The sequence below is a fragment of the Flagellimonas sp. S3867 genome (genome assembly GCF_014698935.1).
Classification (GTDB): domain Bacteria; phylum Bacteroidota; class Bacteroidia; order Flavobacteriales; family Flavobacteriaceae; genus Flagellimonas.
On record NZ_JACVMN010000001.1, the window covers coordinates 1,359,417 to 1,385,801 of the forward strand.

20 protein-coding genes and 1 tRNA gene are annotated in these 26,385 nt (G+C 37.7%); 6 read left to right on the forward strand and 15 right to left on the reverse strand.

The window, feature by feature from the left end; all coding sequences use genetic code 11:
- The first annotated feature begins 149 nt into the window (after positions 1-149).
- Both IAG46_RS06145 and IAG46_RS06150 read left to right on the forward strand, forming a co-directional pair.
- The gene (locus IAG46_RS06145) at positions 150-1,928 is read left to right on the forward strand and encodes a DUF885 domain-containing protein (protein WP_190809427.1); all 1,779 of its coding nucleotides are present in this window, start codon (positions 150-152) and stop codon (positions 1,926-1,928) included.
- Positions 1,929-2,021: 93 nt separating this feature from the next.
- Positions 2,022-2,165 carry an SsrA-binding protein gene (locus tag IAG46_RS06150; protein ID WP_190809428.1) on the forward strand — a complete coding sequence of 48 codons (144 nt, stop codon included), beginning with the start codon at positions 2,022-2,024 and terminating at the stop codon, positions 2,163-2,165.
- On the opposite strand, the gene IAG46_RS06155 is transcribed toward IAG46_RS06150, so the two are convergent.
- Complete coding sequence (locus IAG46_RS06155) at positions 2,162-2,674, reverse strand: adenine phosphoribosyltransferase (protein WP_190809429.1); 513 nt, start codon at positions 2,672-2,674, stop codon at positions 2,162-2,164. The two genes, IAG46_RS06150 and IAG46_RS06155, sit on opposite strands and share 4 nt — an antisense overlap.
- Before the next feature lie 66 nt (positions 2,675-2,740).
- Here IAG46_RS06155 and IAG46_RS06160 point away from each other — a divergent pair.
- Positions 2,741-2,814, forward strand: a tRNA-Arg gene (locus IAG46_RS06160).
- 333 nt (positions 2,815-3,147) lie between these two features.
- On the opposite strand, the gene IAG46_RS06165 is transcribed toward IAG46_RS06160, so the two are convergent.
- The gene (locus tag IAG46_RS06165; protein ID WP_190809430.1) at positions 3,148-4,188 is read right to left on the reverse strand and encodes a CaiB/BaiF CoA-transferase family protein; all 1,041 of its coding nucleotides are present in this window, start codon (positions 4,186-4,188) and stop codon (positions 3,148-3,150) included.
- Between the two features lie 846 nt (positions 4,189-5,034).
- On the opposite strand from IAG46_RS06165, the gene IAG46_RS06170 reads away from it, so the two are divergent.
- Both IAG46_RS06170 and IAG46_RS06175 read left to right on the forward strand, forming a co-directional pair.
- Positions 5,035-6,033 (forward strand): acyl-CoA desaturase, encoded by a 999-nt coding sequence (locus IAG46_RS06170; RefSeq protein WP_223826592.1) that lies wholly within the window; start codon positions 5,035-5,037, stop codon positions 6,031-6,033.
- Positions 6,034-6,106: 73 nt separating this feature from the next.
- Entirely contained in the window at positions 6,107-6,301 is a 195-nt protein-coding gene (locus tag IAG46_RS06175) for a cold-shock protein (protein ID WP_190809770.1), read from the forward strand.
- Between the two features lie 397 nt (positions 6,302-6,698).
- On the opposite strand, the gene IAG46_RS06180 is transcribed toward IAG46_RS06175, so the two are convergent.
- The 9 genes from IAG46_RS06180 to IAG46_RS06220 form a co-directional block, all read right to left on the reverse strand.
- Positions 6,699-7,547 carry a prohibitin family protein gene (locus tag IAG46_RS06180; protein WP_190809431.1) on the reverse strand — a complete coding sequence of 283 codons (849 nt, stop codon included), beginning with the start codon at positions 7,545-7,547 and terminating at the stop codon, positions 6,699-6,701.
- A 701-nt stretch (positions 7,548-8,248) separates the two neighbouring features.
- Positions 8,249-8,923 carry a M15 family metallopeptidase gene (locus IAG46_RS06185; protein ID WP_190809432.1) on the reverse strand — a complete coding sequence of 225 codons (675 nt, stop codon included), beginning with the start codon at positions 8,921-8,923 and terminating at the stop codon, positions 8,249-8,251.
- On the reverse strand, positions 8,901-9,986 hold the full coding sequence (locus tag IAG46_RS06190; RefSeq protein ID WP_190809433.1) for an alanine/ornithine racemase family PLP-dependent enzyme: 1,086 nt from the start codon (positions 9,984-9,986) through the stop codon (positions 8,901-8,903). The genes IAG46_RS06185 and IAG46_RS06190 overlap by 23 nt, the downstream gene beginning before the upstream one ends.
- Positions 9,983-11,062, reverse strand: a complete 1,080-nt coding sequence (locus tag IAG46_RS06195) for a DUF1611 domain-containing protein (RefSeq protein ID WP_190809434.1) — start codon at positions 11,060-11,062, stop codon at positions 9,983-9,985. Before IAG46_RS06195 ends, IAG46_RS06190 begins: the two co-directional genes overlap by 4 nt.
- 240 nt (positions 11,063-11,302) lie before the next feature.
- Positions 11,303-11,632 carry a cupin domain-containing protein gene (locus IAG46_RS06200; protein ID WP_190809435.1) on the reverse strand — a complete coding sequence of 110 codons (330 nt, stop codon included), beginning with the start codon at positions 11,630-11,632 and terminating at the stop codon, positions 11,303-11,305.
- A gap of 458 nt (positions 11,633-12,090) precedes the next feature.
- The gene (locus IAG46_RS06205) at positions 12,091-12,246 is read right to left on the reverse strand and encodes a hypothetical protein (RefSeq protein WP_190809436.1); all 156 of its coding nucleotides are present in this window, start codon (positions 12,244-12,246) and stop codon (positions 12,091-12,093) included.
- A 102-nt stretch (positions 12,247-12,348) separates the two neighbouring features.
- Positions 12,349-12,909 carry an AraC family transcriptional regulator gene (locus tag IAG46_RS06210; RefSeq protein WP_190809437.1) on the reverse strand — a complete coding sequence of 187 codons (561 nt, stop codon included), beginning with the start codon at positions 12,907-12,909 and terminating at the stop codon, positions 12,349-12,351.
- Between the two features lie 290 nt (positions 12,910-13,199).
- A complete protein-coding gene (locus IAG46_RS06215; protein WP_190809438.1) occupies positions 13,200-14,066 on the reverse strand; it encodes an RNA polymerase sigma factor RpoD/SigA in 867 nt (288 codons plus the stop codon).
- A 133-nt stretch (positions 14,067-14,199) separates the two neighbouring features.
- Positions 14,200-14,394: a 30S ribosomal protein S21 gene (locus tag IAG46_RS06220; RefSeq protein ID WP_190809439.1), complete on the reverse strand. Its 195-nt coding sequence runs from the start codon at positions 14,392-14,394 to the stop codon at positions 14,200-14,202.
- Positions 14,395-15,403: 1,009 nt separating this feature from the next.
- Between IAG46_RS06220 and IAG46_RS06225 the strand changes: the two genes are divergently transcribed.
- Positions 15,404-17,650 carry an inorganic phosphate transporter gene (locus IAG46_RS06225; protein ID WP_223826593.1) on the forward strand — a complete coding sequence of 749 codons (2,247 nt, stop codon included), beginning with the start codon at positions 15,404-15,406 and terminating at the stop codon, positions 17,648-17,650.
- A gap of 16 nt (positions 17,651-17,666) precedes the next feature.
- Here IAG46_RS06225 and IAG46_RS06230 read toward each other — a convergent pair whose 3' ends face one another.
- The 4 genes from IAG46_RS06230 to IAG46_RS06245 form a co-directional block, all read right to left on the reverse strand.
- Positions 17,667-19,463 (reverse strand): Na/Pi cotransporter family protein, encoded by a 1,797-nt coding sequence (locus IAG46_RS06230; protein WP_190809441.1) that lies wholly within the window; start codon positions 19,461-19,463, stop codon positions 17,667-17,669.
- A gap of 275 nt (positions 19,464-19,738) precedes the next feature.
- Complete coding sequence (ppk2, locus tag IAG46_RS06235; RefSeq protein ID WP_190809442.1) at positions 19,739-20,539, reverse strand: polyphosphate kinase 2; 801 nt, start codon at positions 20,537-20,539, stop codon at positions 19,739-19,741.
- A 309-nt stretch (positions 20,540-20,848) separates the two neighbouring features.
- The gene (locus tag IAG46_RS06240) at positions 20,849-21,991 is read right to left on the reverse strand and encodes an efflux RND transporter periplasmic adaptor subunit (RefSeq protein ID WP_190809443.1); all 1,143 of its coding nucleotides are present in this window, start codon (positions 21,989-21,991) and stop codon (positions 20,849-20,851) included.
- Between the two features lie 10 nt (positions 21,992-22,001).
- Positions 22,002-26,333 carry a CusA/CzcA family heavy metal efflux RND transporter gene (locus tag IAG46_RS06245; RefSeq protein ID WP_190809444.1) on the reverse strand — a complete coding sequence of 1,444 codons (4,332 nt, stop codon included), beginning with the start codon at positions 26,331-26,333 and terminating at the stop codon, positions 22,002-22,004.
- Positions 26,334-26,385: the final 52 nt, after the last annotated feature.

The window sequence follows — 26,385 nt, forward strand, 5'->3', positions numbered from 1 at the left end:
TCCAATGAGTATCCTCGTGCTTTTAGTGAGTGAAGAAAATCCTAAACCTCCATAACTATCTTTTTTATAAAAACTTTAGCAATTCACTTGCGCTCTGTCTTCCCTGATTTGATTATTTTACATTTTTGTAACAAATCAAACTTAAAAAAGTGAAAAAAATAACAATTTTACTTATTGCAATTGTTTCCTTGCATGCCTGCAAGCAGGAACCCAAAAAAGAAGAAACCCCAAATCTTAGTGCGGATTTTGCAACACTTCTAAACAATTATTATGAGGATGGTCTAAAATTGAATCCTATCAATGCTACCACTGCAGGGGATCATCGCTACGACGATGTTTTTACCAATCAACTATCCGACGAACATATAGCCAAAGCCAAGGCCCATTTTGAAGGGTACAAAAACAAATTGAACACTTTTCCAGATGAAAGTCTTACGGAAAGTGAGCAAATGAGCAAAGCCATCCTAGAATGGCAATGCGATATCAATTTGAACGAATTCAACCATAATGCCAATCTTACTCCAATCGACCAAATGTGGTCTCCCAACCTATTCATGGGACAATTGGCAAGTGGTTCTAGCGCTCAACCCTTTGAAACTGTTGAGGATTATCAAAAATGGATGAAACGTGTAGATGGTTACTTGGAGTGGCTGTCGAGTGCCCAAGCTAAGATGAAAGAAGGTATTGAAAAAGGACATGTTCTTCCAAAATCATTGATCAAAAAAGTATTGCCACAACTTGAATCATTAACGGTTAAAGAGTTGGACAAACATCTCTTCTATACCCCTATAAAAAACATACCCGATAGTTTTTCCGAAGAGGAAAAATCGCAGCTTACAGCCGCCTATCAAAGCATGGTGAACGACAAAATTGTTCCTGCTTACGAAAAACTGCACGCTTTCATGGCCAACGAATATATGGATGCTGGCAGGGAATCAAGTGGTATTCAAGGAGAACCCAACGGAGATGCCTATTATGCACATCAAATAAAAAAGTATACCACTACCGACATGACGGCAGCAGAAATTCATGAATTGGGATTGAGTGAAGTGGCCCGGATTCGTTCCGAAATGGAAAAAATCAAAGAGCAGGTTGGTTTTAAGGGAGATTTAAAAGCTTTCTTTGATTATGTAAGAGGTAATAAAGAGCTAATGCCATTTACCGACCCTCAGCAGGTTATTGATAATTTCAATGCCATACATAATCGGATGAAACCTCAAATTGAAAAGCTTTTCGACGTAAAACCAAAGACTCCTTTTGAAGTGAGACGTACCGAAGCTTTTCGGGAAAATTCTGCAAGTGCAGAATACAACCCAGGTTCATTGGATGGTACCCGTCCAGGAATATTTTACACGCCCATTCCAGAAGTAACCAAATACAATACGTATTCGGACGAATCTTTGTTTTTGCATGAAGCCATACCAGGGCATCACTATCAAATTTCATTGACTCAAGAAAATGAGGAATTGCCAAAATTCAGAAAAACATTATGGTATAGTGGATATGGTGAAGGATGGGCACTTTATAGTGAATCTTTGGGAACAGAATTAGGTCTGTATACCGATCCTTATCAGTTATTTGGCATGTTGGGCGCAGAAATGCACCGAGCCGTTAGATTGGTTGTTGATACTGGTTTGCATTCCAAAGGATGGACCAGGGAGCAGGCCATTCAATACTCATTGGATAATGAGGCCGAGTCTGAAGCTTCCATCATTTCTGAAATAGAACGTTATATGGCCAACCCGGGACAAGCATTGTCATATAAAATAGGACAGCTCAAAATTCGGGAATTGCGCAAAAAAGCGGAAGATGCTTTGGGTGATACGTTTGATATCCGTCAATTTCATAATCAGGTTTTGGAAACTGGTTGCGTTCCACTAGCATTGTTGGAAAACAAAATTGACAATTGGATCAAAGAAAATAGTTAACTACAACTACGGGCCGCTTAAAGCGGCCCTTTTCTTTTCAATATTTTTAAGCTAAAACTTTGGTTATCTTTGCATTGACCAACTACAAAAGTTATGTTCTATAAAATCTTGGCAAAAGTCAACAAGGTCATTCTTCCTTCGTACACCAAACGCCAATTGGACCTTTCCAGTGCATCCAAATTACAGTTGGCAATAATCGGCTGGCGCTATTTTGTCACGACAAGGGCATTGGATTAGTATTGAAGTAGTGATTTTATCTCACGCCCTTTAAGCATATCCACTCCATTCAAAAAGGTAAGTTGTACTAAAAAATTGCATTGCACCACTTCACCGCCTAATTTTTCGACCAATTTGCATACAGCAGCTGCCGTTCCTCCCGTAGCCAATACATCATCGTGTATCAAAACTTTTTCGCCGGGTTCTATAGCATCTGTGTGAATTTCCAAAATGCCCTCGCCATACTCCAAAGCATAAGGTTCAGAAACGGTTTTATAAGGTAACTTCCCTTTTTTACGAACTGGAACAAAACCTGCATTAAGTTTTGATGCCAGCATTGGGGCAAAAATAAACCCCCTACTGTCTACCCCAACAACTTTATCTATCTGCTTGCCCTCAACCAGTTCGAACAGCGCATTGCTTGTTGCATTCAATACTTGTGGATTATTTAAAAGGGGGGTAATATCCTTGAAAATGATTCCGGGTTTGGGAAAGTCAGTTACATCCCGGACGAAAGCTTTAAAATCCATAGATTTTTTGGATGAGGTGGTTTTGTTGTAAAGTTAAAAAGAAATATATTTGCACCCCATTAAAAAGGCCGCGTGGCGCAACTGAATAGCGCATCTGATTACGGCTCAGAAGGTTGCAGGTTTGAATCCTGCCGCGGTCACTCAGGATTATCATCTAAATTCGAAAAGTCTGTAAATCAATGATTTACAGACTTTTCCATTTTTGCCAAATCCATCTGATATCATATAAAACCGTGCAATTCGGCGGACGATTCGGTGCCCACTTTTCAGAATCCACTAAAACAATGTGCAATAAGTGTTAAAGGGCCGGGGCGATGGTTTTTAAACGGAAAGTTATTTGAAATTCAGTAACCTAAAGTTTGGAAACAATGCATCAATGTTTCAAGATTCACGGAAAATCCTCGATCACGGTTTGGCTTCTTTTTTAAACTTCTAGATTTGGTTCTAGTTAGTGATACTTCATTCATCAACTGCTAAACAAGCGCTGTTTTCACTCTAACAGTTTCAAAACCTTCGATAATTTCATGAAGCAACATTTTTTTTGCATTTCTATCTTCAAAAACTTCTCGCATGTTTTTGACAATGCCATAAGGAATGTTTCTTAGTTCAAGATTAGAAACCCAATGCCTCGATGTTTTTTGGACTATACATTCACTAATTTTACTGTTTAAAGCTTCTCTTTTAGATACTCGTTGGGCATTCGTTCCAAACTCATCAAATTCTATTCTTAAAAGACTACATAAGTTTTCAAATTGCTTATCAGAACCAATGGCCAAAACGAGTAATTTACCATCTCTTGTAATATACATATCTCCATATGGTGCAATGTTGGGATGCTGGGTTCCCATAGGTTGTGGAATATGCTCTTCCATTAACCAGTTAGTGGCTTGATTTGCCAATGACGCTAAAGCACTCTCGTAGAGTGAAACTTTGATATGTTTTCCTTTACCTGTGTTTAACTTGTTAATAATTGCACATAGAATAGCTTCTTTTAAATGGTGGGCGGCAAGTATATCAATTAAAGCAACTGGCATTTTTACAGGGTTTCTATTTGGTTCACCGTTCATAAACATAAACCCGGTTTCAGCCTGTAATACAACATCAAATGCCGGTCTTGATTGGTCATCACCAAATCCTGTAAGTTCTGCATAAATGAGAGATGGATTGTATTGTTTCAAATCATCATAACCCAATTTAAGTTTTCTGGAAGTACTTGGTTTATAGTTGGTTATGACAATGTCAGCATCCTTTATATGATCAATTAAGATCTTATAGTCTAAGATATCCGTAATATTAAGTAATAGGCTCTCTTTCGAGAAATTTGCAGCACAATAATAAGCAGAGATAGATCTTTCTTTGGATTCAGTTGGGAGTTTCCATGTTCTTGTAACATCTCCATTAGTAAGTTTGTTTTCTATTTTAATAACTTTAGCACCTAATTCCGCAAAGAAAGTCCCTGTTAAAGGACCAGCCAAAACGCTAGCCAGTTCTACTATTTTTAAGTTTTTAAACATAAGATGATTTCTAAAAGAAGATTTTATTTATTCTGTAGAAAAACCATGATTGTCTTCTGTATTCATAGATTCTTCCTTTTGTTACATTAATGACCACCAACTTGTTTATATAGATGTAAAGTACATCTATATAGACTCAAAAAATAATAAAATCGATGTAGTGAATCATCGTTTATTTGAACTTTAACCACTTTGCAATTATAGTCCGTTCATTCAGTCGGCTTGTTTTATCAAACAATCCCTCCGGTTTCCTAATGCTTTAATTTCATCGGAATTAGACATTGGGACAATAGGAAAACTACCTTATTAAAGAGGTCCATAAAACGGCCTTGAATAGAAACGCCTAAAAAACACGCTAATAATCCAATTCCAACTTATGCCAGTTACCTATATTATATATCTTAAAATATTGAATATCAGTATTTAACATATAATTGGGGGTATGTTACACAAATTACGGGTATCTTTGTGAAGTTAAAATTCAGAAAGCCCAGATTCATTTAGTCTTACCCAATTCTCGATTTATTTTCAGCTCTCTTCATTTTTTTAAAGCAATAGTGCAAAAAACATATTAAGCTAAACGTAGGGGTAGCGAATGTGGTCGGGATACAGTTTTCACAATAAGACAAGTCTTCACCATTAGATTTTCTCCACGTACCTCAAGTTTTTTATGCTTATCCAAGATTCTTATGCCTTAGGCTAGAGAGGATTCAAAACAAAATTAGAAGTAGTATCAAAAACCCAAAATTTTCAAAAAGAACAAACACTGATTTCTCAAGGACATTAAGAAAGAGGGTGAACAATTATTTCAAAACAAACAACATCAGTAAGTATGCCAACAAAAGCATGATCACAAAGACCATGACAATGCTTACCTTGTTCTTCGCTCCATTGGTCATGATTAATATTGGCCTTGTGTCCAGTCCATGGCTTCTTTTTATGCTGTACATCACAAGTGGAATTGGAATGGCGGGAATTGGAATGGGCATCATGCATGATGCCATACATGGCTCGTATTCCAAACATCAAAAAGTAAACAGGTACTTGGGCTACACCATGAACCTGATCGGCGCAAACGCCACAGTTTGGAAAATCCAACACAATGTACTCCACCATACTTATACGAATATAGAAGGAGCGGATGACGATATAAATACGCCCTTTTTTCTACGTTTCTCACCCCATGCCCAAAAAAATAGGCTGCACAGGTTTCAACATTTGTATGTATGGTTCTTCTACGGTCTGTCGACAATTTCATGGGTCACAGCCAAAGATTTCATCCGACTTTTCCGTTATAGGAAGATGGGGTTCCTCGATAAAAAGAATGAATTTAGAAATGAAATAATAATGATAGCCGGCTGGAAACTATTGTACTATTCCTATGCCTTAATCATACCATTGTTACTAGTACCCCTGGCTCCATGGATAATCATCTTGGCATTTCTGAGTATGCACCTTGTAACTGGTCTTTTGATCAGTATTGTCTTCCAAGTGGCACATATTATGCCCAGTACCGAATTTCCCTTACCGGATAAAGATGGGACGATTGAAGGTGATTGGTATGCACACCAGTTGGCAACCACCACCAATTTTTCACCCAAAAGCCGGTTTTTCTCATGGTTGATTGGAGGGTTGAACTATCAAATAGAACATCACTTGTTGCCAAATATCTGTCACATACATTATAAAAAAATATCAGGTATAGTTGCTCAAACCGCTAGGGAATATGGGATACCCTATCATACAAAAAAAACATTTGCTGCTGCCATTGCGGATCATATTGGAATTTTGCGCAAGTTGGGGAAAATGCAGCCCATTCCTACACAATCAAATCTCAATTTCTAAGACAATAAAGTGAAGAACAATGAATATTATAATACAAACATTAAATAAAATAGTAAACAATAAATATAAAGTAATGCAAGAAGGAACAGTAAAATTTTTTAATAACGCCAAGGGATTTGGCTTTATCAAACCAGCAGATTCAGAAGAAGATGTTTTTGTACACCAGAGTGGCCTTATCGATGAAATTCGCGAGAACGACAACGTGAAATTCACAGTGGAAAGAGGTGAAAAGGGAATGAACGCAGTCAATGTAGAATTGGTCAAATAATCTCTTATTTTCCAGAATAGTTAAAATGCCATCCTTTTAGGATGGCATTTTAATTTTCGTTTGCTGTTTTCCCATTGTTAAACAAGTTCCGGCTTATAAGTGGAACAAATCCTGGGGGGAAGAACTTGCCAATCTAATTAATTCATTCTTCAAAAGAATAAAAAAAACAGAAAAGCCAACAAAACTGAAATAAGAAGAGTTGTTGAACTGAAAGTGCCATTCAGCCAGTTGTGTGCTAGTTTGCCCATAAGTTTCATTGGTGGGTCACCATAATAATTGTATTGGTGCTTTTCAATCATATGATATCTATATAGCCCTCTAATGATGCCCACTGTCATGTGAATAAACAATAGCATCATAATCATGGATTCCGTATTCAAATTCCCAGACATTCCCATCATTTATTTTTAATTGCATCACCCACACCAATAAAAGGAATTGCTCCAGCACCCGTTACCTCAGGTAAAATCCCGTTCCATTTTTCTATGGCCTTAAGATTTGCTTCAATCTTCCTGAGTTCAATAAGATCGGGTGAAATATTCATTTTTTGTAACCGTAATGCTTCGGCTTCGGCTGTTGCCGCGGCAATGGTCTGCTCTGCTTCAACCTTTATCCTATCCAAGTCCCTTTTTGCCTTTAGTGCATTTTGCTCTGCAGTTTGTTTTGCCTCAATGGCATCGGTAAAGGTTTGGGAAAAACTAAATGAGATAATCGAAAAGGCGTCAACCGATATGTTCGATGCCAGCAATCTTGAAGTGAGTGCTTGTTGCATTTCAGTACTCACGGCCGGCCTCTTGGTAATCAATTCCTCTGCAGTATATCTGGCTGAAACAGCTTTCATTACTTCTTGAATGGCAGGGTCGATGATACGCTCCTTAAATTTCACCCCAATTGTTTGATAAACCAAGTTAGCTTTATTGGGTATGATGTGATAATTGAGGGCCACGGATAAATCCACATCCTGCAAATCAGATGAAGAAGAAGCTGCATCTGTCATCGCCTTTTGAATTTTCACGTCCATTAGAATGACGGTCTGTACAATTGGTATTTTGAAATGGATTCCCTCATTCAACACGTTCTCCTGCACGGCACCAAAATTCTGGACAACTCCTCGCTCACCTGCACCAATCTGAACCCATGGTTTAAATGCAAACAGTAATGTTATCAATGCACCAATAATGAACAGATTTCTCCATTGACCTTTTTTCAGTATGTTCTTTATGTCGCCCATAGGGTCATTATCCATAGTAATCAGGTTTAATTCTAAAGGTAGGATTTCATGTATCCAAGCATGTTGTACCAATCCAAGACAATCTTACATAAATCACACATTGTAAAGTGGGGATATGAAGCTATTCACCTTGAGACTGGCTGCTTAAAAGTTTGCTGTCTTAAAAAAGAGGTGATTTCCGAACAAAAGAAAGCAATGGGTCATTTCGCCCCTAGCGGAGACTTTTTTTGAACCCAAAGGGCATTTTAGCTTCAATAAGGCGTTCTAAGAGTGAGCTACAGTTATCTGGGACAATGGACTTTGGAAGAGTTCTCTCGACAGGTGAGCAGAGTCGGAATTAAAAAACCTTAAATAACTTGTATAACCAGTTTATAAGGGTTATTGTCGTGTTAAACTTACCTTAATCATGTTACGTTAGACTATCTTTACGTCTTATAAGATGTGTAGATAAGGGTGCGTATTGCGCCCGTCACAATAAGTAAATAGAGAAGGAATAATGAAGCAGACAAAAAAAGGACCTGGAGACAGCAACATTGTTTTTGACAGGCCATTGGCTCGTCATGAGAGCTGGAAAAATAGCCGTAGGCATACTGCCTTGAAGCTCATACGGTTTTCTTAAGAACCAGAAATATTTAAAAAGGGGCGAAAGCCCTTTTTTTAGTAATTGTGCCATTGATCGATACACACCGTTACTTTTAACAACCTATCAACACAATTTAGGTTATCGGCCCATAAATGGCAAACTCCTTTTCTTTTTCAATGGCCCAAATGGTATTACCATAATCAAAATGCCAATACTCCTTTAGGTCACATACAAAATCTTCATCTTCAAATAAATTAATCAGCAGGGCTCTATTTTTCTTCGCTTCGGGACTAATACCCGGATAGTAGGGATAGCACTTTTTTGAAAGGTCAATCTCTAATCCGTTGTTGGTGCCAAAATTCATTACACAATCTTCGATCTTATCATAGATCAAAGCGTCCACTGCACCGCCGGTCACATGCATGGACTTTGTAGAGGGAGCGATGAAATAACTAATGATTTTTTTAATATCGCCATCCGATTTTTCTGGATATTTTTTTTTAAAGGAAGCAAATGTAATCTCCCAAAGAAGTCGTTGATGTTCAAAAGACCTCCAAGTGGAGCGAATTATCAGAATTTTATCTTGCTGGTCCAATACTTTGCTGATTCGGCCTATTTTTTCGATAATAGCTTCCCGGACCAAGTATTGATAATCTTCCAAAATTGATGGTTCAAAAATCAAATTAAAATTCGTGTCCAGCAAACTCACCAGTTGTGAATGATTTTCTCGAATCCAAATAGAGGGGACTAAAAGTTTATGCTGAAGGTCTTTTGTCTCGATCGCGTCACAGTATGCTTGCACATTCATATAGGTTGATCGTGTTTTTTGAAATGTTTGGGGTGCCAAATGCCCTTAATAGCGCACAATAATTGAGGTCGAAGGCTACGGTATCACCCACTTTTAAACTTGTTTCGGTATTATCTATCAACATGTGATCACTACTAGCACCCAACACAATTATTTTTTGTTTTGGAGTAATTCCTGAAATCATGACATCTTGCATTCCAATCGCGAGAACTGCCCTATCCATCAAGCCTTTGTTCTCAAACTTAGGGGTATCACCATTCGCATTTTGATATAATTCCCCATAGGGTTGTGATGGTTTTCGTTTTGCTTCGATAACCTCGGCCAGTAAAGTAAAGATATCTGTAAAAAGTCCTGGTATCGGTTTTCTACAAAGTGCTTCCCTACCTAAAAAAATAGATTCGCCCAATCGTAAGCTATTTATTCTGCCCACATCTTTTGAAGACTTAAACCAGTTGTAATTTGCAGAGTTTCCGCCGGACACCATTGCTAGGGTAATTTTGAATTTTTCTTCCAAACGCATAGCTATTGAAGACAACTGGTTCATTTTGTCTGCATCAGGGCTTATTCCGCCAAAGCATGCAAGATTCGTTCCTATGCCTACCAAGGCCAGGCCTTCCAAGTTTAGCACTTCTTTTACAATGGCACTCATTTCCGAGGGCATAATCCCTTCCCGTAAGTCTCCAAGCTCCACCATAAGAACAACCTTATGTATGATATGGTTTCTTAATGCATATTCCGAAAGTTTTTTTAGAACTATCAATTCAGAATTTAGACTTATGTGCGTATGGATAACTACGTCCTCTACCTGACTGAGTGCAGGTGTTCTGAGCAATAGGTATTGCGCCCGAATACCCGCTTTGCGCATTTTTATAATATTCGAAATTCTAGAGTCTGCCAGAACTTCAATACCATTTTTGACCAAGATGTCAGCAATTATTGGGTTGCCCCCAATCACTTTGGTTACTCCTATTATATCGATTCCCTTAGAACCATAGAGCGTTTTCAACTGTTGTATATTATGGGCAATTTTTCCTAAGTCTATATCTATCCTAGGAAGATTCAAACCAACACCGACTCTCTCTTTAACTCTGGAAATGTTTTGACCAACTCCTTTACCAGTTTATCACATCCGTGTATCAGGACATCTGCAACTGGCAGATTATATTCTGATTCATACTCCTCTACGATTTGGTTCACTTCAGCAGGGGTCATTTTTTCATGGTTAATGGTGATTGCTATGACCTTTGATTTGGAGAATATTTCTATCATTTCAATCTCCTCTACCAAATCCAACAATGGGATTTTGGGATAGTCACAATAGTTTTTTCGTTTTGGAGGATGCTGTATGATTATTGCATCCGGCATTGCACCACGAATAATGGCACTTGAGGAAGTAAATGCAGGATGACTTAATGCACCCTGGCCTTCAACAACGATGACCTCAGGTTCTTCTTGCTCATAGGCATTTAAGATGGCGTTTTCAACTTCGCCGGTAGCAAACCCTGATGTTAAGACATCTATGGCAACTCCGTATTTGGAGCCTTGGAGCAAGCCTGTCTGACCAGTGGTCACAAAGACGGCGTTCAGACCTTCATTCCGTAAGGCTTCCACTACTGCTAATGCGGTAGTTCTTTTGCCCACCGCACAGTCCGTTCCCATTACCGTAATTATCGGAACCTTTACTTCTTGAATGCGTCCCGAAAAATTATGGAGGTCTTCACGTTTTGGTGGTTTCCTAACATCCAGTATAGTTACTCCATAATTGCGAGCCATACGGGTAAATTGGGTATTCTCGTTAAAAAATTCAGGAAGACCGTTAACGATATTCATCCCACTTTTCATAGCGGTAAGAATAATTTCTTTTTGTTCATCGTTTAAAAAGGAAGCGAGCGGGGCAATACCATAGATAAAATATTTCGGAATAGTGCTTAATTCTTCTAGGGCAAGTGCTATACTTTCGAAAATGGGAATGGCATTTTTTACTCCATCAAGATATTCTCCCGCATCCTGACCAGCCTTCGAACTATCGATAACCCCAACAATATCATAGGTCTCCGATTGTCGAATAAGTCCATTGGCCACTTTACCGTCAATACGGCCAAATTCATTTTCGCAATAAATTAAAGCCTTAGCTCTCATAAGTTTTATTATTTAGTTGTCCGCATCGATAGTGCCACCTTCATAAGGTTTTAATTCCCTATCAAAACAAACCTGTTGATTATCGTTAGGTTGATTCTGAAGGGTTCAATAATAGATTCTGCGAGCATACAATCGCCCAATAAATACAATTGAAGTACTTACCTTAGCACATACTACCTCTCCTATTTCAAACCGTTTTGCCATTGTACCAATTCCCTATTATACATTCATGCGCTATTGTTAGTCCTTTATAGTAGTACAAATCATCTTGAATTTATGATTTGCTTCTATTGAACTGTTGGAATGCCCTGGTATAATTATCGAGTCTCCTTTTTGCATAAAGGTGGAGTTATCATTGATAACTACTTCCGCTTTACCGTCAATTATGTAAATAAAACGTGAAAAAGGGGATTTCTCATAAGATTGCACTTTGCCATAATCGAATACAAATGCCTGTATTACACAGTTGTTTTCGACCAATATGTTTTTTACCACTATCGTATTAGGAATATACTCTAGTACATCTACCAAGTTAAACTTCTTGGATTCTTCAAATTCATCATTTTCCACGGTTGAGCAATAAGGTTTAATATGTTTTCCTTTTTCTTCTTATTCCGCTCTGTTTTTGGCATTCCGTTTTGCCCTTTTGGCGGCCTTTTTCTCTTTAGCCGTACTTGATGGTGCTGTTTTTCCTGATTTTTGTTTTCCTTCTTTTTCTCTCGACATAGTTTTTATTATTTATTGATTTATAGAAGTGAAACGGCAATCACCAACATTATTAAAAAAAGCACAAAACAGATAGCGCATTTTCTCATGGAGTATAATTTATCATTGCTGCTTTCGATATAAATTTGCTTCGCAAAAACAATGGTTACGGCAATACCAGTCCTTTTGCCTTTTTACGAAAAAAGAGCAGTGTTTTTTAGTTCCTGCTCTTTTTTGGGCTTTTAAATGATCTAAAAGCACTTAACAACAAATCAAATTTTCTTTCTCCTTTTGCAATGGTAATATTATTACATTGCCTTAAATTATTCTTTGATTTTTATCAAATCTGGTTTTAGGTTTTTCTCCAATTCCTTCCACTTTGCAGTTTCTTGGCTTGTATTATCGAATACAGGCCTAAAGACATTTCTTAATTTTTTAAGAATATCGTAAACCAAATTGTTCTTTTCGAATATGTCCATGCATGTTGTATTAGTCCTGTTCATTAAAATCATTACAGCGTGTAAAGATGCTACAGAATCATGGGGATTTTGCTATATAAATATTTGTGAACCTTACATATATCACAGGTTCTCCAAATTTTGCTGTCTTTTTTTCTTCATTTTTTTGAAAAAAGACGGGGTGAGACCAGTAATCTTTTTAAACTGATTTGACAAATGCGATGGGCTGCTGTAATGAAGTTTATAGGCTATTTCGGTCAAGTTGAACTCATCATATAGCAATAATTCCTTTACTTTTTCAATTTTATGTTTGATGATATAATGCTGTATGGTGATTCCTTGCACTTCAGAAAATGTATTCGACAAATAGGTGTAGTCGTATCCCAATTCTTCGCTTAAATAACCAGAATAATTTGTTTTTGGAATTTCATCATTGTAATGAACCATTTCAACTATTACATTTTTTATTCTTTCGATTAATATACTCCTCTTATCATCCAACAATTCCAATCCGGACTTGAGCAGATTATTCTTAAGTTGAATTCGCTTTTCATGAGTAATTTCCCCTATCGTTTCAACCATGCCTAGATTCAATATAACGTAGTCCAGTCCCAACTTTATTAATTCTTCCTTTACCAACATTTTACAGCGAAGACTGACCATATATTTTATGTATAATCTCATATACTTAGTTTAAAAGTAAAGGTGGTCACTTAGCTGGTGCGTAAAAATCAATGAGCTTTTACATCTTAAATCCTGCCCAGTTAAAAACAGGTTTTCTGACTGACTAATAGGATTCTAATGCCCTTTGAAAAAAGTTAAAGTAATTGCTCTTTAAAGGTAGTCAATAAATGGTATTTTGATGTATGAACACAAAATCATTATTTGACCGTTGAGTCCAATAAGAAAAGATATTTGAAGATTAAAAATGAGATATGTTCTTTTGGATAAATCAATTATTCAAAAAACGGGACCTATTCCAAATATTCCTTAAGGAAATCGCACTTTGAGGACTCCCTCAAACGTAACAATGCCCTCGTTTTTATCTGCCTTATCCGTTCCTTCGTAATGCCTAGTTGGTAGGCAATTTGATCCATTCCCATTGCATTATTGGTTCCTATGCCATAATACTTCTGGATCACGTAGGTCTCACGATCTGAAAGGATATCGAGCAACCCCTCCAATTCTGTTCTTAATGAATTTTCAATAAGACCCTTTTCAGGGCTATCTAAATTGCCCGAACTTAAAACTTCATACAACGTAAAGTTGTCACCTTCGGTATTTAATGTTTCATCCATTGACATGGGCCACATGGAATGTTTTATGCAGAGTTGCACCTCAGCAAGGGAAACGTCAATCATATCCGAGATTTCTTCAGCATATGGGAGCCGTTGGTGAATCTGTTCGAAATTGGAGGAAGCTTTGGTTATTTTGTTGATCACGCTTATTTTATTCAAAGGCAATCTCACCATTCTAGTGGTTTCTGTTAACGCCTGAAGTATCCCTTGACGTATCCACCAAACGGCATAGGAAATGAATTTAAACCCACGGGTCTCATCGAATCGGGCTGCGGCCCTAACCAATCCGAGATTTCCCTCATTAATCAAATCAAGTAATTTCAAACCCCGACCTTGATATTGTTTGGCCACGGATATAACAAATCTTAAATTGGAATTGACCAACTTTTCAAGGGCCAAATCGTCGCCCTTTCTTATAAGAATTGCCAATGCGACTTCCTCGTCTTCCGTAATCATGGGGATACGGCTTACATCAACCAGATATCTTTTAAGTGATTCACCATCCCTATTGGTAACTTGTTTTGCTATTGAAAGTGGCCTCATGGTATTTGGTGCTTAATCATAACCCGCTTCGGATGTAAATCAGGTTTCCGTTGCCTTTGGGATTGTTGCTTTGTGTAATTTCGATGGTGCCAATTTATTTGACCAAGAAGGTAAGTTTTCGAAAGCCATAATATCACCCTTCCATTGACCTCAAAAACTTATCTCGATAGACTGCCCTGGCCACTTTATCCCTTCGCAACTTGGATTCTTTTTTGAACTCCCCAACATCTTTAATTCGTTTCATACGCTGCGTTTTCTTGAACTTTCGTTTGTACCTTTTCAGGGCTCTTTCAATATTCTCACCAGGAACAATTTTGGTTATAAGCATATCCAATAATATTTATTTCGTTCAATTACAAAACAGTTGTCCGTATATAGGAACTATGAATGCACAAAATCACTTTCCCAATCGCAGGTAGTGCAAAAGCAGTAACAACGCAGGCCTTTACGGCATTTGGTACATGAATGTTGAAACTTTCAAAAAATAGCTTAGAATGGGCCCCAAATGATAATTGGAAAATGACAATGGAGAGGGCTCTCTTTTTATTTCAAGACTGGCTCAATTTTCGTGGATAGTCTATAAAGTTTGATAAAGAAACGGATATTAATTGAATATAATGGATTTATTCCCTTTATTATTATTCGATTAAAACTTTAGATATCAGGTTTCCTGATATCTAATATGCCACGGGGATTGTAAAAGGAACATTTGTTGTGGCAACGAACTTATAGTTATGGGGTAATTAATCCCAGGTCTACTTAAACTTTAATAACCAAAATCCAATAGTTCAATTTCCCATACCTATTTCTAAACATACCTAATATTCATCTAAAGGTTATTTTAATAACACAAAACGGTGGGTTTAGTGAATCGAATGTGTCCCGTAAAAGGTGAATTAACGAAACTACTAAAAGAGACCATAAAAGAGAGACTTCTCAAATAAATCCAGTGATTTAACAGAGTAGATCCTTAAAAACGGCTGTAGCTGTTGCAGGATTTCAGCAAATAACAATTCTCGCTTTTATAAATGTACAGAAATCGGCAAATTATAAGGTATGCAACAACAACCGATGCCTTTTGGAAAAATTCTTGCCGGTAACTTGTAGGTTTTGAAAAAACATCACTGGTCTTTTAAATAGATAGAGCCGATAAACTGAAAAAGCGAACCCATTTACTTTATCAGTAATATCATATTACCGATGACATATATTAAGAGACAATTTCAGTTGGACACTCATTTAAAATATGACAATGGTCATATAGTTAATTAATTGTTTTTTTAATATTTATCGCTCGTACTAACTGATCTTAGGTTTTGGACAACATATACTTTCTGATGATAATTGCACTTGCCGTTTTGGCAATCGCCGATCTTGTGGTAGGGGTCAGCAACGATGCTGTTAATTTTTTGAATTCTGCCATAGGCTCAAAAGCCATTTCATTCAGGTCCATGATGATCGTTGCCAGTCTGGGCATTGGTATCGGTGCGGTTTTTTCAAGTGGTCTTATGGAAGTTGCCAGAAAGGGAATCTTTGTCCCTGGCGAATTTTACTTCAGCGAGATCATGATTATTTTTATGGCGGTAATGATTACGGACATCCTTTTGTTGGATTTTTTCAACACTCTTGGCATGCCAACATCAACCACGGTATCCATAGTTTTTGAATTACTGGGCGCAGCAGTGGCCATGGCCATCATAAAAATTGGGGCCGATAATGGTTCCATTTCAGAAATTTACAACTATATCAACACTGCAAAGGCAACAGAAATCATTCTTGGCATCTTACTTTCTGTAGTAGTGGCCTTTTCCGTTGGTGCACTTGTGCAATATGTTTCACGTGCACTGCTTTCCTTTAATTTCGAAAGAAGATCGAAATGGGTGGGAGCAGTTTTTGGCGGAATCGCTTTAGCGGCAATCACTTATTTTATTTTCATCAAAGGTTTGAAAGGGACCGATTATTACCTTGAAATCAAACCCATAATACAAGGAAAAACAGCCTTAATCGTAGCCATAAGCTTTGTAATATGGACTTTACTATCCTATTTTGTGGTCAAATTTCTCAAAAAGAATATTTACAAGCTTATCATTGCAGTAGGTACATTTGCTCTGGCATTGGCCTTTGCCGGCAATGATTTGGTAAACTTCATTGGTGTTCCCATCGCTGCGTGGCAATCTTATGAAGCTTGGTTAGCTTCGGGAATACCTGCAAGCGAATTCCCCATGGACGTTTTAGGCAGTAAAGTTCCTACACCAACATTACTTCTCTTATTTGCTGGTTTGATTATGGTGTTGACACTTTGGTTTTCAAGTAAGGCAAGAAGAGTGGTTAAAACCTCAATTGACCTTTCAAGTCAATCGGAGACTCATGAACGCTTTGAACCTAACTTTTTGTCACGAAACATAGTGCGTTTTTCAATGCTGGTTTCCAAATATACAGCAACTGTTCTTCCCAATACCATCCAAGAAAAAATAGAAAAACAATTTGAGAAACCTGTTATTGAATTACCTAAAGGGAAAACACATGAACTACCTGCATTTGACATGGTACGTGCAGCCGTAAACCTAATGGTGGCTAGTGTTTTGATTTCTATTGCGACATCAATGAAACTACCTTTGTCCACCACCTATGTAACTTTTATGGTAGCAATGGGTACTTCGTTGGCAGATAGGGCGTGGGGTAGCGAAAGTGCTGTGTATCGCGTAGCCGGTGTCCTCAATGTTATTGGAGGCTGGTTCTTTACCGCCATCAGTGCTTTTATTGCCGCCGGTACCGTCGCCTATCTTATCCATTTAGGTGGTGGAACCATGATTGCCGTATTGTTGTTGCTAGCGGTCTTATTATTAACCAGAAATTACATTAAGCATACTAAAAAGACTAGGGATGTCAAAGCTGAAGATAGCTTAAATAAGGCCGAAAGTAAGTCTATACATGGTGTTATAGAAGAAAGTGCGGACAATATCTCCAAGGCCCTAAAAAGAGTAAGTAAAATAAACCACAATACTATCGTTGGATTAATCAATCAAGACTTAGACCTCCTCAAAAAGGCAAAGTTGATGGTTGTAAAGCTAGAGTCCGAAATAGAAGAACTGCAAAACGATATTTTCTACTTCATCAAAGATTTGGACGATTCATATTTAGGAGCCAGTAAATTCTATATCGATGTCATTGGTAGCATACAGGATGTGGCCCAATCATCAAGTTTAATTACAAGAGTCAGCCATAAGCATGTAAATAATAATCACAGGGTATTGAAGAAAAAACAAGCCGAAGAGCTCTTGGACATCAATGAAAGGTTGGTTCATCTTTTCTCAGAAATTAGGGCTGTATTTGACTCCCGTAGTTTTGATATAATTGTACCCGGTATTATTGAAGAAAAACAAATGTTGTTAAATCGTGTTCAAGAGTCCATTCAAAGACAGGTCGAACGTACACGAACCGAAGATTCCAGTCCTAAGAACACCACACTCTATTTTAGCATTCTTTTGGAAACCAAAGACTTAATACTGGCCAATATGAATATTCTAAATCTGTATTATGATGAACATGATCGGTCAATAAAGATGTTTGAAGTAGATGAATAACAAACCGTTAGGAATATTAGGCAACGGTCATATCCAAATTTTTTTGCTTTTTTTCTTTTCCATTTTCCAATAAAGAATCCTTTTCTCCATAGAGCAGTTCTGCCACCGAAATCAAGTTTTTAATGATTTCGTTCAGATTGTCTTTATCATTCACAAGGGAAGAAGCCATATCTGCGGTGATCAAATTTTTCGCTATGAGCGTATTGATGGATTTGTTGGTCAAATGCTTCCCCTCTTTTGCTCTGTTTCTGAGCACCAAAAGTTTGGCATAATGCCTTTCCTTATCTTCATGGGTTCTGAACAGATATATAACACGGAGAACTTTTACAATTTTTTTTCGAAACTTATTGTATTCCTTAACCAAATGAACATTGTCTGAATCCAGGTATTGAGATAGATTAATGCTAATTTCCAAAACGGCCTTTATAATCTCCACCATCTTGCGATTGGCAATAATAATCTCGGAGATTCTATCATTTTGATCTTTACCCATCTTCAAAGTGCTCTGTGCGGTAGTTGCATACCTGATTATCTCACCATAAATGGTCTTTACCTTGTTATAGTAAAGGTCGCGAACATCGGTTTTTAAATCTTCTTTGGAGTTCTCAATAATTTCTTTTGGTCTCAAACTTGATTTTATATCCCCTCTATGGATATTAAGGGCGTGTGTGACAATCTCAAACACTGCATTTTCAAACAAGTACTTTGATTCTTTAATGAGTGCTGAAACTACGGTGCCGGGAAACTTCAAAACACTTTCGTTCAGGTATTTGGGAACCTCTATTCCCTTATCATCCGTTTCCCGGAAAAACTTCATTAAGAATCTTTCGATCATCTTTATAAACGGTAGCATAGTGATTACGCCCAAAACATTAAAAATTGTGTGGAACAATGCCAATTTAAGCGTAAAGTCACCGCTTGAAATACCAAACACATCTGAAAGATAATTTACCAGGTCTGCAAGTGGGAATATGATGGCCAATGCAACTATCCCGGTAATTAGATTGAATATTAAATGTGCTCCTGCCAACCTTTTCCCCGCAATGTTAGAACCTAAGGAGCCCAAAACTGCCGTAATAGTGGTTCCAATATTTGCTCCTATGGCCAGGGCCAGGGCATTCTCATATTCAATTTGTCCAGCTGCCAAAGCGGTCAAAATCAACGCCAATGTTGCACTGCTCGACTGAAGAATTGTGGTTATTAAAATACCAACTCCAGTATAAACTACTATCCCCAAGAACCCTGGAATTGCATATTGGGTAAGATCTATATACTCCTTGAACACATCAAAACCCTCTTTCATATAGTGGACTCCCAAGAAGAAAAATCCCAATCCGGCCAGGACACTCCCTATTCCCTTTAATGAAACCTTTTTTTGTAATGAAAAAATAATTCCAAATACAAGCATGGGCATTGCCAAGGTCGATATCTTTATTTTTAAGCCAAAACCTGCCACAAGCCAAGCAGTCGTAGTAGTTCCTATATTTGCCCCAAAAATCAATCCCATTCCACCGCTTAGGTTAATCAATCCGGCACTTATGAAAGAAATCGTAATTACTGACACCAATGAACTTGATTGAATAAAGGCAGTGACCAAGGCACCGGTTGTAATTGCTTTGTATAGTTTGCTGGTCGCTTTTTTTAAGATTTTTTGAAGAGGGCCTTTGGCATAAACTTTAAACCCTTCCTCCAGCATGATCATCCCAAAAAGTAAAACAGCAATACCGGCCGTAATTGTTTTGAAGTTTGGATTGAAAAATAAAACAACGGCAAGTACAAATAAGAAAATATAGAAAATTGACTTTTTTACCATTTTATCATATGATGACCCTTTGGAATGGCAGTGTAGGGTTCATTCCGTCAAATATCTACTTGTTAGTCCAAAGTAAGTATAATGCAAATTACTTACAACCTCAATTGATGATTTCTTTTAATGAAAGTAATCCTGCCTTACAAGTTGATCCTTCAATACTCCAAATGCGTAAGGTATTTGGACAACCCAACGAAGAAAATTGAGTTTACCCCCTTTCAATGACCCATTGATTAGTTCTGAAAGAATGTTTTGACTTATTGTCGTGACGGTTCCATTCAGTATTTTTCAGGCACAAAGGTTTGATACTCCATTGGAGGGCGCACATAGCCTACATCTTTAAGCAAAGGAGGTAGCTTTGTAGTTGGAAAATCCATTTTTTCATACGGAATCTGACTTAAGATATGACTAATACAGTTTAATCGTGCTTTTTTCTTATTGTCGGCATTCACCACATACCAAGGTACTTGTTTGGTATCGGTATGTGCAAACATATCATCTTTAGCTTTTGAGTACTCCAACCATTTAGATCGCGACACCAAATCCATGGGACTAAATTTCCATCGCTTCAAAGGATCTTCAATACGACTTTTAAAGCGCTTTTCTTGCTCCTCATCACTTACTGAAAACCAGTATTTTAAAATTATGATATTCGATCGAACAAGCATGCGCTCAAAATCCGGACAAGATCTCAAAAACTCATCGTACTCATCATCAGAACAAAAACCCATTACTTTTTCCACCCCTGCCCTGTTATACCAACTTCGATCAAAAAGTACCATCTCACCTGCAGCAGGCAAGTGAGCTACATACCTTTGAAAATACCATTGGGACTTCTCTTTTTCTGTAGGTATTCCTAATGCGACCACCCTACATATACGTGGATTCAAGGGTTCGGTAATTCTCTTGATCGTTCCTCCTTTACCCGAAGCATCCCTCCCTTCAAAAACAATCACCACCTTTAATCCTTGGGATTTTATCCATTCTTGAAGGTTTACTAGTTCCTTGTGCAAACCAGCCAAAACATCTTCGTAATTGTATTCTTTACTACTGCCAGATTTGACTTTAGATTCTGCCATAATCAAAGTTAAGAAAAAAACTAGGTGATCAATAGTTCATCATTGTTATCTAAGTAATATGATTCCAAGTTTTTATTTACAAAAAATACTGCTTAATTATCGATCATTATTTGATAATAATCAGTTTTCTATCGTTAATACAAAAATTTACCATTTGAATGGTTCCTTTAAACTTTTAGATTATTGTTTGAAACTTAGTTTTGAAAATGTTAGTCTTATAAATTGAACGTTTGTTGTGGCAACGAACTTATAGTTATGGGGTAATTAATCCCAGGTCTACTTAAACTTTAGTAACCAAAATCCAATAGTTCAATTTCCCAGCAAACTAAAAGCTCCCTTAGTTAAAAATTGTGCGTTTGCCCTAAAGCCATCTGTGTTTTCAATAGCCGTATAACCTTGCGATATTGATTTTACTGTAACTTCTTGTTGATTAAAATAATACGTATCTCCTTCCTTTTTATCCAATACCAATACATAAGTGATTTCATCCAGCTCGATAACAGCTTCACTGGGCAATGTCTTAGCAGTTTCAAAATCAATAAAAATACGTGCCTCTACGAACATTCCTGTCAAAAAATTGTTTTCTGATTCATTCTCTAGATGTCCGTGTACTTTTATCGTTCGGTTTTCTTCTATTGCGGTTCCCACAAGATGTACTTCTGCTTTAAAAGTTTCCGTTGATGCTTCTGGAATGCTAAAGTCAATTTCCTGACCTTTTTTTACCTTCATAATATCCTTCTCAAAAACTGCTAGTTCAAGGTGAATATGATCGTTATCAATAATTTCCAAAATAGAAGTTGCAGGGGAAACGTACATTCCTTTTGTCACGTTCATTTGCGTAATACTACCCGAAATAGGAGCGTAAATGGTTGCTACAGAACTGAAATTACCTTGTAAGACAATTGAAGTCGAAATATTGAGCATTTGCAACTGTTTTCCCAAACCGGTGTGTTTTGCAACCGCTGTTTTATAATCGCTTTCAGCCTTTAAGTAGTTTTTTTGTGAGGTGATATTCTCTTCGGTCATGGTTTTCTGTCTGGCGTATTCAGCTTTCAAATAGGAAAGCTGGCCATTAACTTCCATATATTCCTGTTGAAGGGCCACAAATTCAGGATTTTCAATAGTGACCAGTACCTGGCCTTTGCGAACCTTATCCCCAATAAGTAAGGGAGCAGTTTTAATATACCCGCCCATGGACGCATTTACCACAACCCTGTTGCCTGGAGGCACATCAATCATCCCATTAACATTAATACTGGTTGGAAATAGCATTTCTTCCAAACTTCCCAATGCCATTCTATTCTGTTCAAATTGGGATTGCGTAACTTGGATACGCTTATCTATTTGTTCCTTGTTTCCAAACTCAGCATCAGTTGATTTGTTTTTTCCACCGCAACTAGATAGGGTAAAAACAAGACTTAATACTATTATTTTATATATGTTTTGTATCATAACAATGTATTTATAAGGTTAGGAAATTGATGGCGATCGCGGTTTGGTTATACTGTTGGAGTTTATCCAAATAATCCAATTTTATTTCATAAGCACTTTCCAAACTTTGGATGTACTGATAAAAATCGATTTCCCCGTTCCTGAAACTACCACTGGCCGTTTTTAAAATTTCATCTGAAAGTGCCGTGCCCTCATTTTCATAATACTCCAGTGTTTCTTGAAGTTGTGTCAACGTTATTTTGAGTGTATTCCATTTTGCATTCAGTTGTATTTTATATTCATTGGACTCTGCGATTGAGGCATCTTCAGCAAAGCGCGCCGCTTTGATTCGTGATGATTGGCCACTAAAAAGAATAGGTATTTTAACCCCAAATTGATATCCGGACAAACTTTCGTTGAGCGTAGAATTTGTTCCTTGAAAATACTCAAAACCAATATCGGGCAACAATTGCTGCCTTTTAAAACGTTTTTCCGCCTCGGATAAAGAAATTTTATTTTGTTGGAACCTGATTTCGGGACTGCTGTTTATATCCAATTTTATTAATGGGATTTTTAGCACAAGTTCACCTGCAATTTGGATGCTATCGTCCAATTGTATGGTTTTGAGGAGGCCCATATAGGCAATTGCCACATCCTTTTGCGTCTGCGCATATTTAAGTTGTATTTGTTTCTGTTTGGATGATGCCGTTATTTTTTCCAGATAGTTGGTTTCCCCAAGTTCAAATCGCCGAGCGGCCACCTTGGAAAAATTGGCATACAAGCTGTCCAATCTTTGATAGACCTGTTCCTTTTCCCTAGCGATTTGATATTCATAATATTTGGCCGTTACTTTTCTTTCCAGTCCTTTTTTCTGAATGTCATAGGTACTGGAAACAACATTGTAATACGCTTTATTCACCTTCTTTTCTGAAAAATATACGGTCGGAAAGCGAAAATCCTGCTGAAAACCAAATACTCTAAGCGGCTCATCGTTCATTGCCAAATTGTTCTTATCAAATTGATAATACAATTGTGTTTTATCAAAACTAAATGCGCTATTGATCAGGGCATCTGATTGTTCTACCTTTAATTGACTGGCCTTGAGGCCTATATTGTTCTCAATGGCCATGGGAATAAGCTCTTGCAAAGTTTTAGGCTTTTGTTGGGCAGTTGTGGTAATGGAAAACAATAATGCAACTACACTCAGGCCGGTTACCGTTCCTTTATCAGAAGTGCTACGCTCTTTTTGATCTGTATTCAAATAAGCATATAGCACCGGCAATACCACCAAGGTCAATAATGTGGCCGTTATTAACCCTCCTATGACAACTGTTGCCAAGGGACGTTGTACCTCAGCTCCTGCACTGGTGGAAATTGCCATGGGCAAGAACCCCAGCGCAGCTGCCGATGCGGTTAACAATACAGCTCGTAATCTATCTTTTGTGCCTTGCTTGATTAAGGTTTCCATATTTTCAAATCCTTGTTGTTTTAGTTCTTTAAAATGCTCTATCAATACAATTCCATTCAACACTGCAATTCCAAACAGAGCAATAAAACCTACTCCTGCGGAAATGCTAAACGGTAAACCACGAATCCATAATAACAAAACACCGCCTACGGCGGCCAGCGGAATCGCTGAATAAATCATTAAGGCTTCCTTAACCGATTTAAAGGCAAAATATAGTAGCACGAATATTAGAATCAAGGCGATGGGTACCGCAACCATCAATCTTGATTTAGCGCTCTGCAAATTTTCAAACTGGCCACCATAGGTAATGGTATAGCCCACAGGCAATTTTACATTTGAATCTATTAAATCTTGTATATCATCAACCACGGATTGCAGGTCGCGATTACGCACATTGATTCCCACAACAATTCTTCTTCTAGTATCATCGCGGGAAATTTTTGCAGCTCCCTTTTTATAACTGATATCTGCCAATTCACTTAACGGCACCTTTCCACCAGCCGGTAAATCGACATACAGATTCTTGAGATCGTTGATGTCTTGACGTTTCTGTTTATCCAATCGAACCACCAAATCGAACCGTTTTTCACCTTCAAAAACACTCCCAGCTGATTTTCCGGCAAATCCCATAGACACCATATCATTCAACTCTTGAATATTGAGGCCATATCGGGCAATTTTAGCACGATTATAGCGTACACTCATTTCTGGTAATCCGGCTATTTTTTCCACAGTAATATCCGCAGCTCCGTTTACATTTTCTATCAAAGTGCCTATCTCGTTGCCTTTTTTTGCCAGAACCTCCAAATCCTCCCCAAAAATCTTAATGGCAATATCGGCACGCACTCCGGTAATGAGCTCATTGAATCGCATTTCTATGGGTTGGGTAAACTCTACTTCCATTCCTGGAATAACTTCCAGCGCCTTTTTAAACTTGTCTGCCAACTGATCTTTAGACGATGCGGATGTCCATTCACTTTTAGGTTTAAGTACGATAATGACATCGCTTTCTTCCATAGACATGGGGTCCGTAGGCACTTCCGCAGCTCCTATACGTGTGACCACTTGCTTAACTTCTGGAAATTCTTTTAAAAGTATTTTTTCAATTTCAGTGGTGATTTTTACCGTATTGCTTAACGAAGTTCCGGTTTTCAATACGGGTTGAATCACAAAATCACCTTCATCCAAGGTTGGTACAAATTCGCTGCCCATGGAAGTATACAGATAGATTGAAATAGCTAGAAGTGCCGTAGCGATTCCCAGTACCAACTTCTTACTTTGCAATGCCCAATGGATAACAGGGTCATACATTTTGTTGATCCATTTCATTAACCGTACCGATATATTTTTATCAGTGGTATTAGAGGGCTTCAGGAATATGGAAGCTACAACCGGAACATATGTAAAGCAAAAGATCATTGCTCCAATAAGTGCAAAACTGAATGTCAATGCCATAGGCTTGAACATTTTTCCTTCTACCCCACTCAATGATAAAACCGGTATAAAAACAATTAAAATAATAAGCTGACCGAAGATGGCGGAGTTCATCATGTTTGAAGCTCCTGAGAAAGTGATCTTATCTTTTAAAGCCTGTCTTTCAGCTTTAGCGAAAGCGTTGATCTCATCCTTCTTTTGTGTAATTTGAAAAGCAATGAACTCAACAATAATTACTGCGCCGTCTATAATGATTCCGAAATCAATAGCGCCTAAACTCATTAAATTGGCATCAACGCCAAAGAGGTACATCAGAGACAGAGCAAACAATAAACATAAAGGAATGACCGACGCCACAACCAGTCCTGAGCGGAAATTACCCAGAAGCAGTACCACAACGAATATTACAATGAGACATCCCAGAATCAGATTCTCGGTAACTGTAAAAGTAGTTTTTGTAATGAGCTCGCTACGATCAAGAAAAGCGTTGATATAAACACCTTCCGGCAATGATTTTGAAATGGAAGCAACACGTTCTTTTACAGCTTCAATAACTTTTTTTGAGTTCGCATTCTTGAGCATCATCACCTGCCCCAGTACTTTTTCACCTTCACCATTTCCGGTAATGGCTCCAAAACGTGTTGCACTTCCAAAGCCGACATTGGCGACATCTTTTACATAAATGGGAATTCCATTGTCATTTTTTACCACGATATTTTTGATATCATCAAGTGAAGAAACCAGTCCTTCACCACGAATAAAAAATGCCTGGTTTACTTTCTCAATATATCCTCCACCGGAAACACTATTGTTCATTTCCAAAGCGGAAAAAACATCATGCGCCGTAATATTCATCGCATTCAGCTTCTCGGTATTGATTGCTACTTCATATTGTTTTAAAAAACCACCCCACGTATTGACCTCAACTACTCCGGGTATGCCCGAGAGTTGCCGCTTTACAATCCAATCTTGGATGGTTCGTAAATCTGTAGCGGTGTACTTGTCCTTAAATTCAGGTTTTACATCCAGAATATATTGATAGATTTCGCCAAGACCAGTGGTAATTGGCCCCATTTCTGGAGTACCAAAGCCTTCAGGAATTTTCTCAGATGCGGATTTGATTTTTTCGGCAATAAGCTGTCTAGGCAGAAAGGTTCCCATCTTATCTTCAAAGACAATGGTAACAACAGATATTCCAAATTTAGAAATAGAACGAATTTCTTGTACACCCGGCAGATTAGCCATTTCCAACTCAACGGGATATGTAATGAATTGCTCCATATCCTGAGTTGATAGATTTCTGGATGTTGTGATCACTTGAACCTGATTGTTGGTTACATCGGGTACGGCACCGATGGATATTTGTGATAGCGAATACAACCCAAACCCAATAATAAAGATTGTGAACAATAGAACAATAAACTTGTTCCTTATACTGAATTTAATAATGTGTGATAGCATTTTTTCATAATATAATCAACGTGAATTGCTCCAGGTCAATATTTTTGACCAA

Coding starts and splice junctions, on each gene's coding strand:
- ppk2 (WP_190809442.1), bottom strand. CDS start 20,539: ATGGCAGAATCTAAAGTCAAATCTGGCAGTAGTAAAGAATACAATTAC.
- IAG46_RS06150 (WP_190809428.1), top strand. CDS start 2,022: ATGTTCTATAAAATCTTGGCAAAAGTCAACAAGGTCATTCTTCCTTCG.
- IAG46_RS06240 (WP_190809443.1), bottom strand. CDS start 21,991: ATGATACAAAACATATATAAAATAATAGTATTAAGTCTTGTTTTTACC.
- IAG46_RS06195 (WP_190809434.1), bottom strand. CDS start 11,062: ATGAGAGCTAAGGCTTTAATTTATTGCGAAAATGAATTTGGCCGTATT.
- IAG46_RS06230 (WP_190809441.1), bottom strand. CDS start 19,463: ATGGTAAAAAAGTCAATTTTCTATATTTTCTTATTTGTACTTGCCGTT.
- IAG46_RS06205 (WP_190809436.1), bottom strand. CDS start 12,246: ATGGACATATTCGAAAAGAACAATTTGGTTTACGATATTCTTAAAAAA.
- IAG46_RS06180 (WP_190809431.1), bottom strand. CDS start 7,547: ATGGATAATGACCCTATGGGCGACATAAAGAACATACTGAAAAAAGGT.
- IAG46_RS06185 (WP_190809432.1), bottom strand. CDS start 8,923: ATGAATGTGCAAGCATACTGTGACGCGATCGAGACAAAAGACCTTCAG.
- IAG46_RS06215 (WP_190809438.1), bottom strand. CDS start 14,066: ATGAGGCCACTTTCAATAGCAAAACAAGTTACCAATAGGGATGGTGAA.
- IAG46_RS06210 (WP_190809437.1), bottom strand. CDS start 12,909: ATGAGATTATACATAAAATATATGGTCAGTCTTCGCTGTAAAATGTTG.
- IAG46_RS06165 (WP_190809430.1), bottom strand. CDS start 4,188: ATGTTTAAAAACTTAAAAATAGTAGAACTGGCTAGCGTTTTGGCTGGT.
- IAG46_RS06220 (WP_190809439.1), bottom strand. CDS start 14,394: ATGCTTATAACCAAAATTGTTCCTGGTGAGAATATTGAAAGAGCCCTG.
- IAG46_RS06175 (WP_190809770.1), top strand. CDS start 6,107: ATGCAAGAAGGAACAGTAAAATTTTTTAATAACGCCAAGGGATTTGGC.
- IAG46_RS06155 (WP_190809429.1), bottom strand. CDS start 2,674: ATGGATTTTAAAGCTTTCGTCCGGGATGTAACTGACTTTCCCAAACCC.
- IAG46_RS06245 (WP_190809444.1), bottom strand. CDS start 26,333: ATGCTATCACACATTATTAAATTCAGTATAAGGAACAAGTTTATTGTT.
- IAG46_RS06225 (WP_223826593.1), top strand. CDS start 15,404: ATGATAATTGCACTTGCCGTTTTGGCAATCGCCGATCTTGTGGTAGGG.
- IAG46_RS06170 (WP_223826592.1), top strand. CDS start 5,035: ATGATCACAAAGACCATGACAATGCTTACCTTGTTCTTCGCTCCATTG.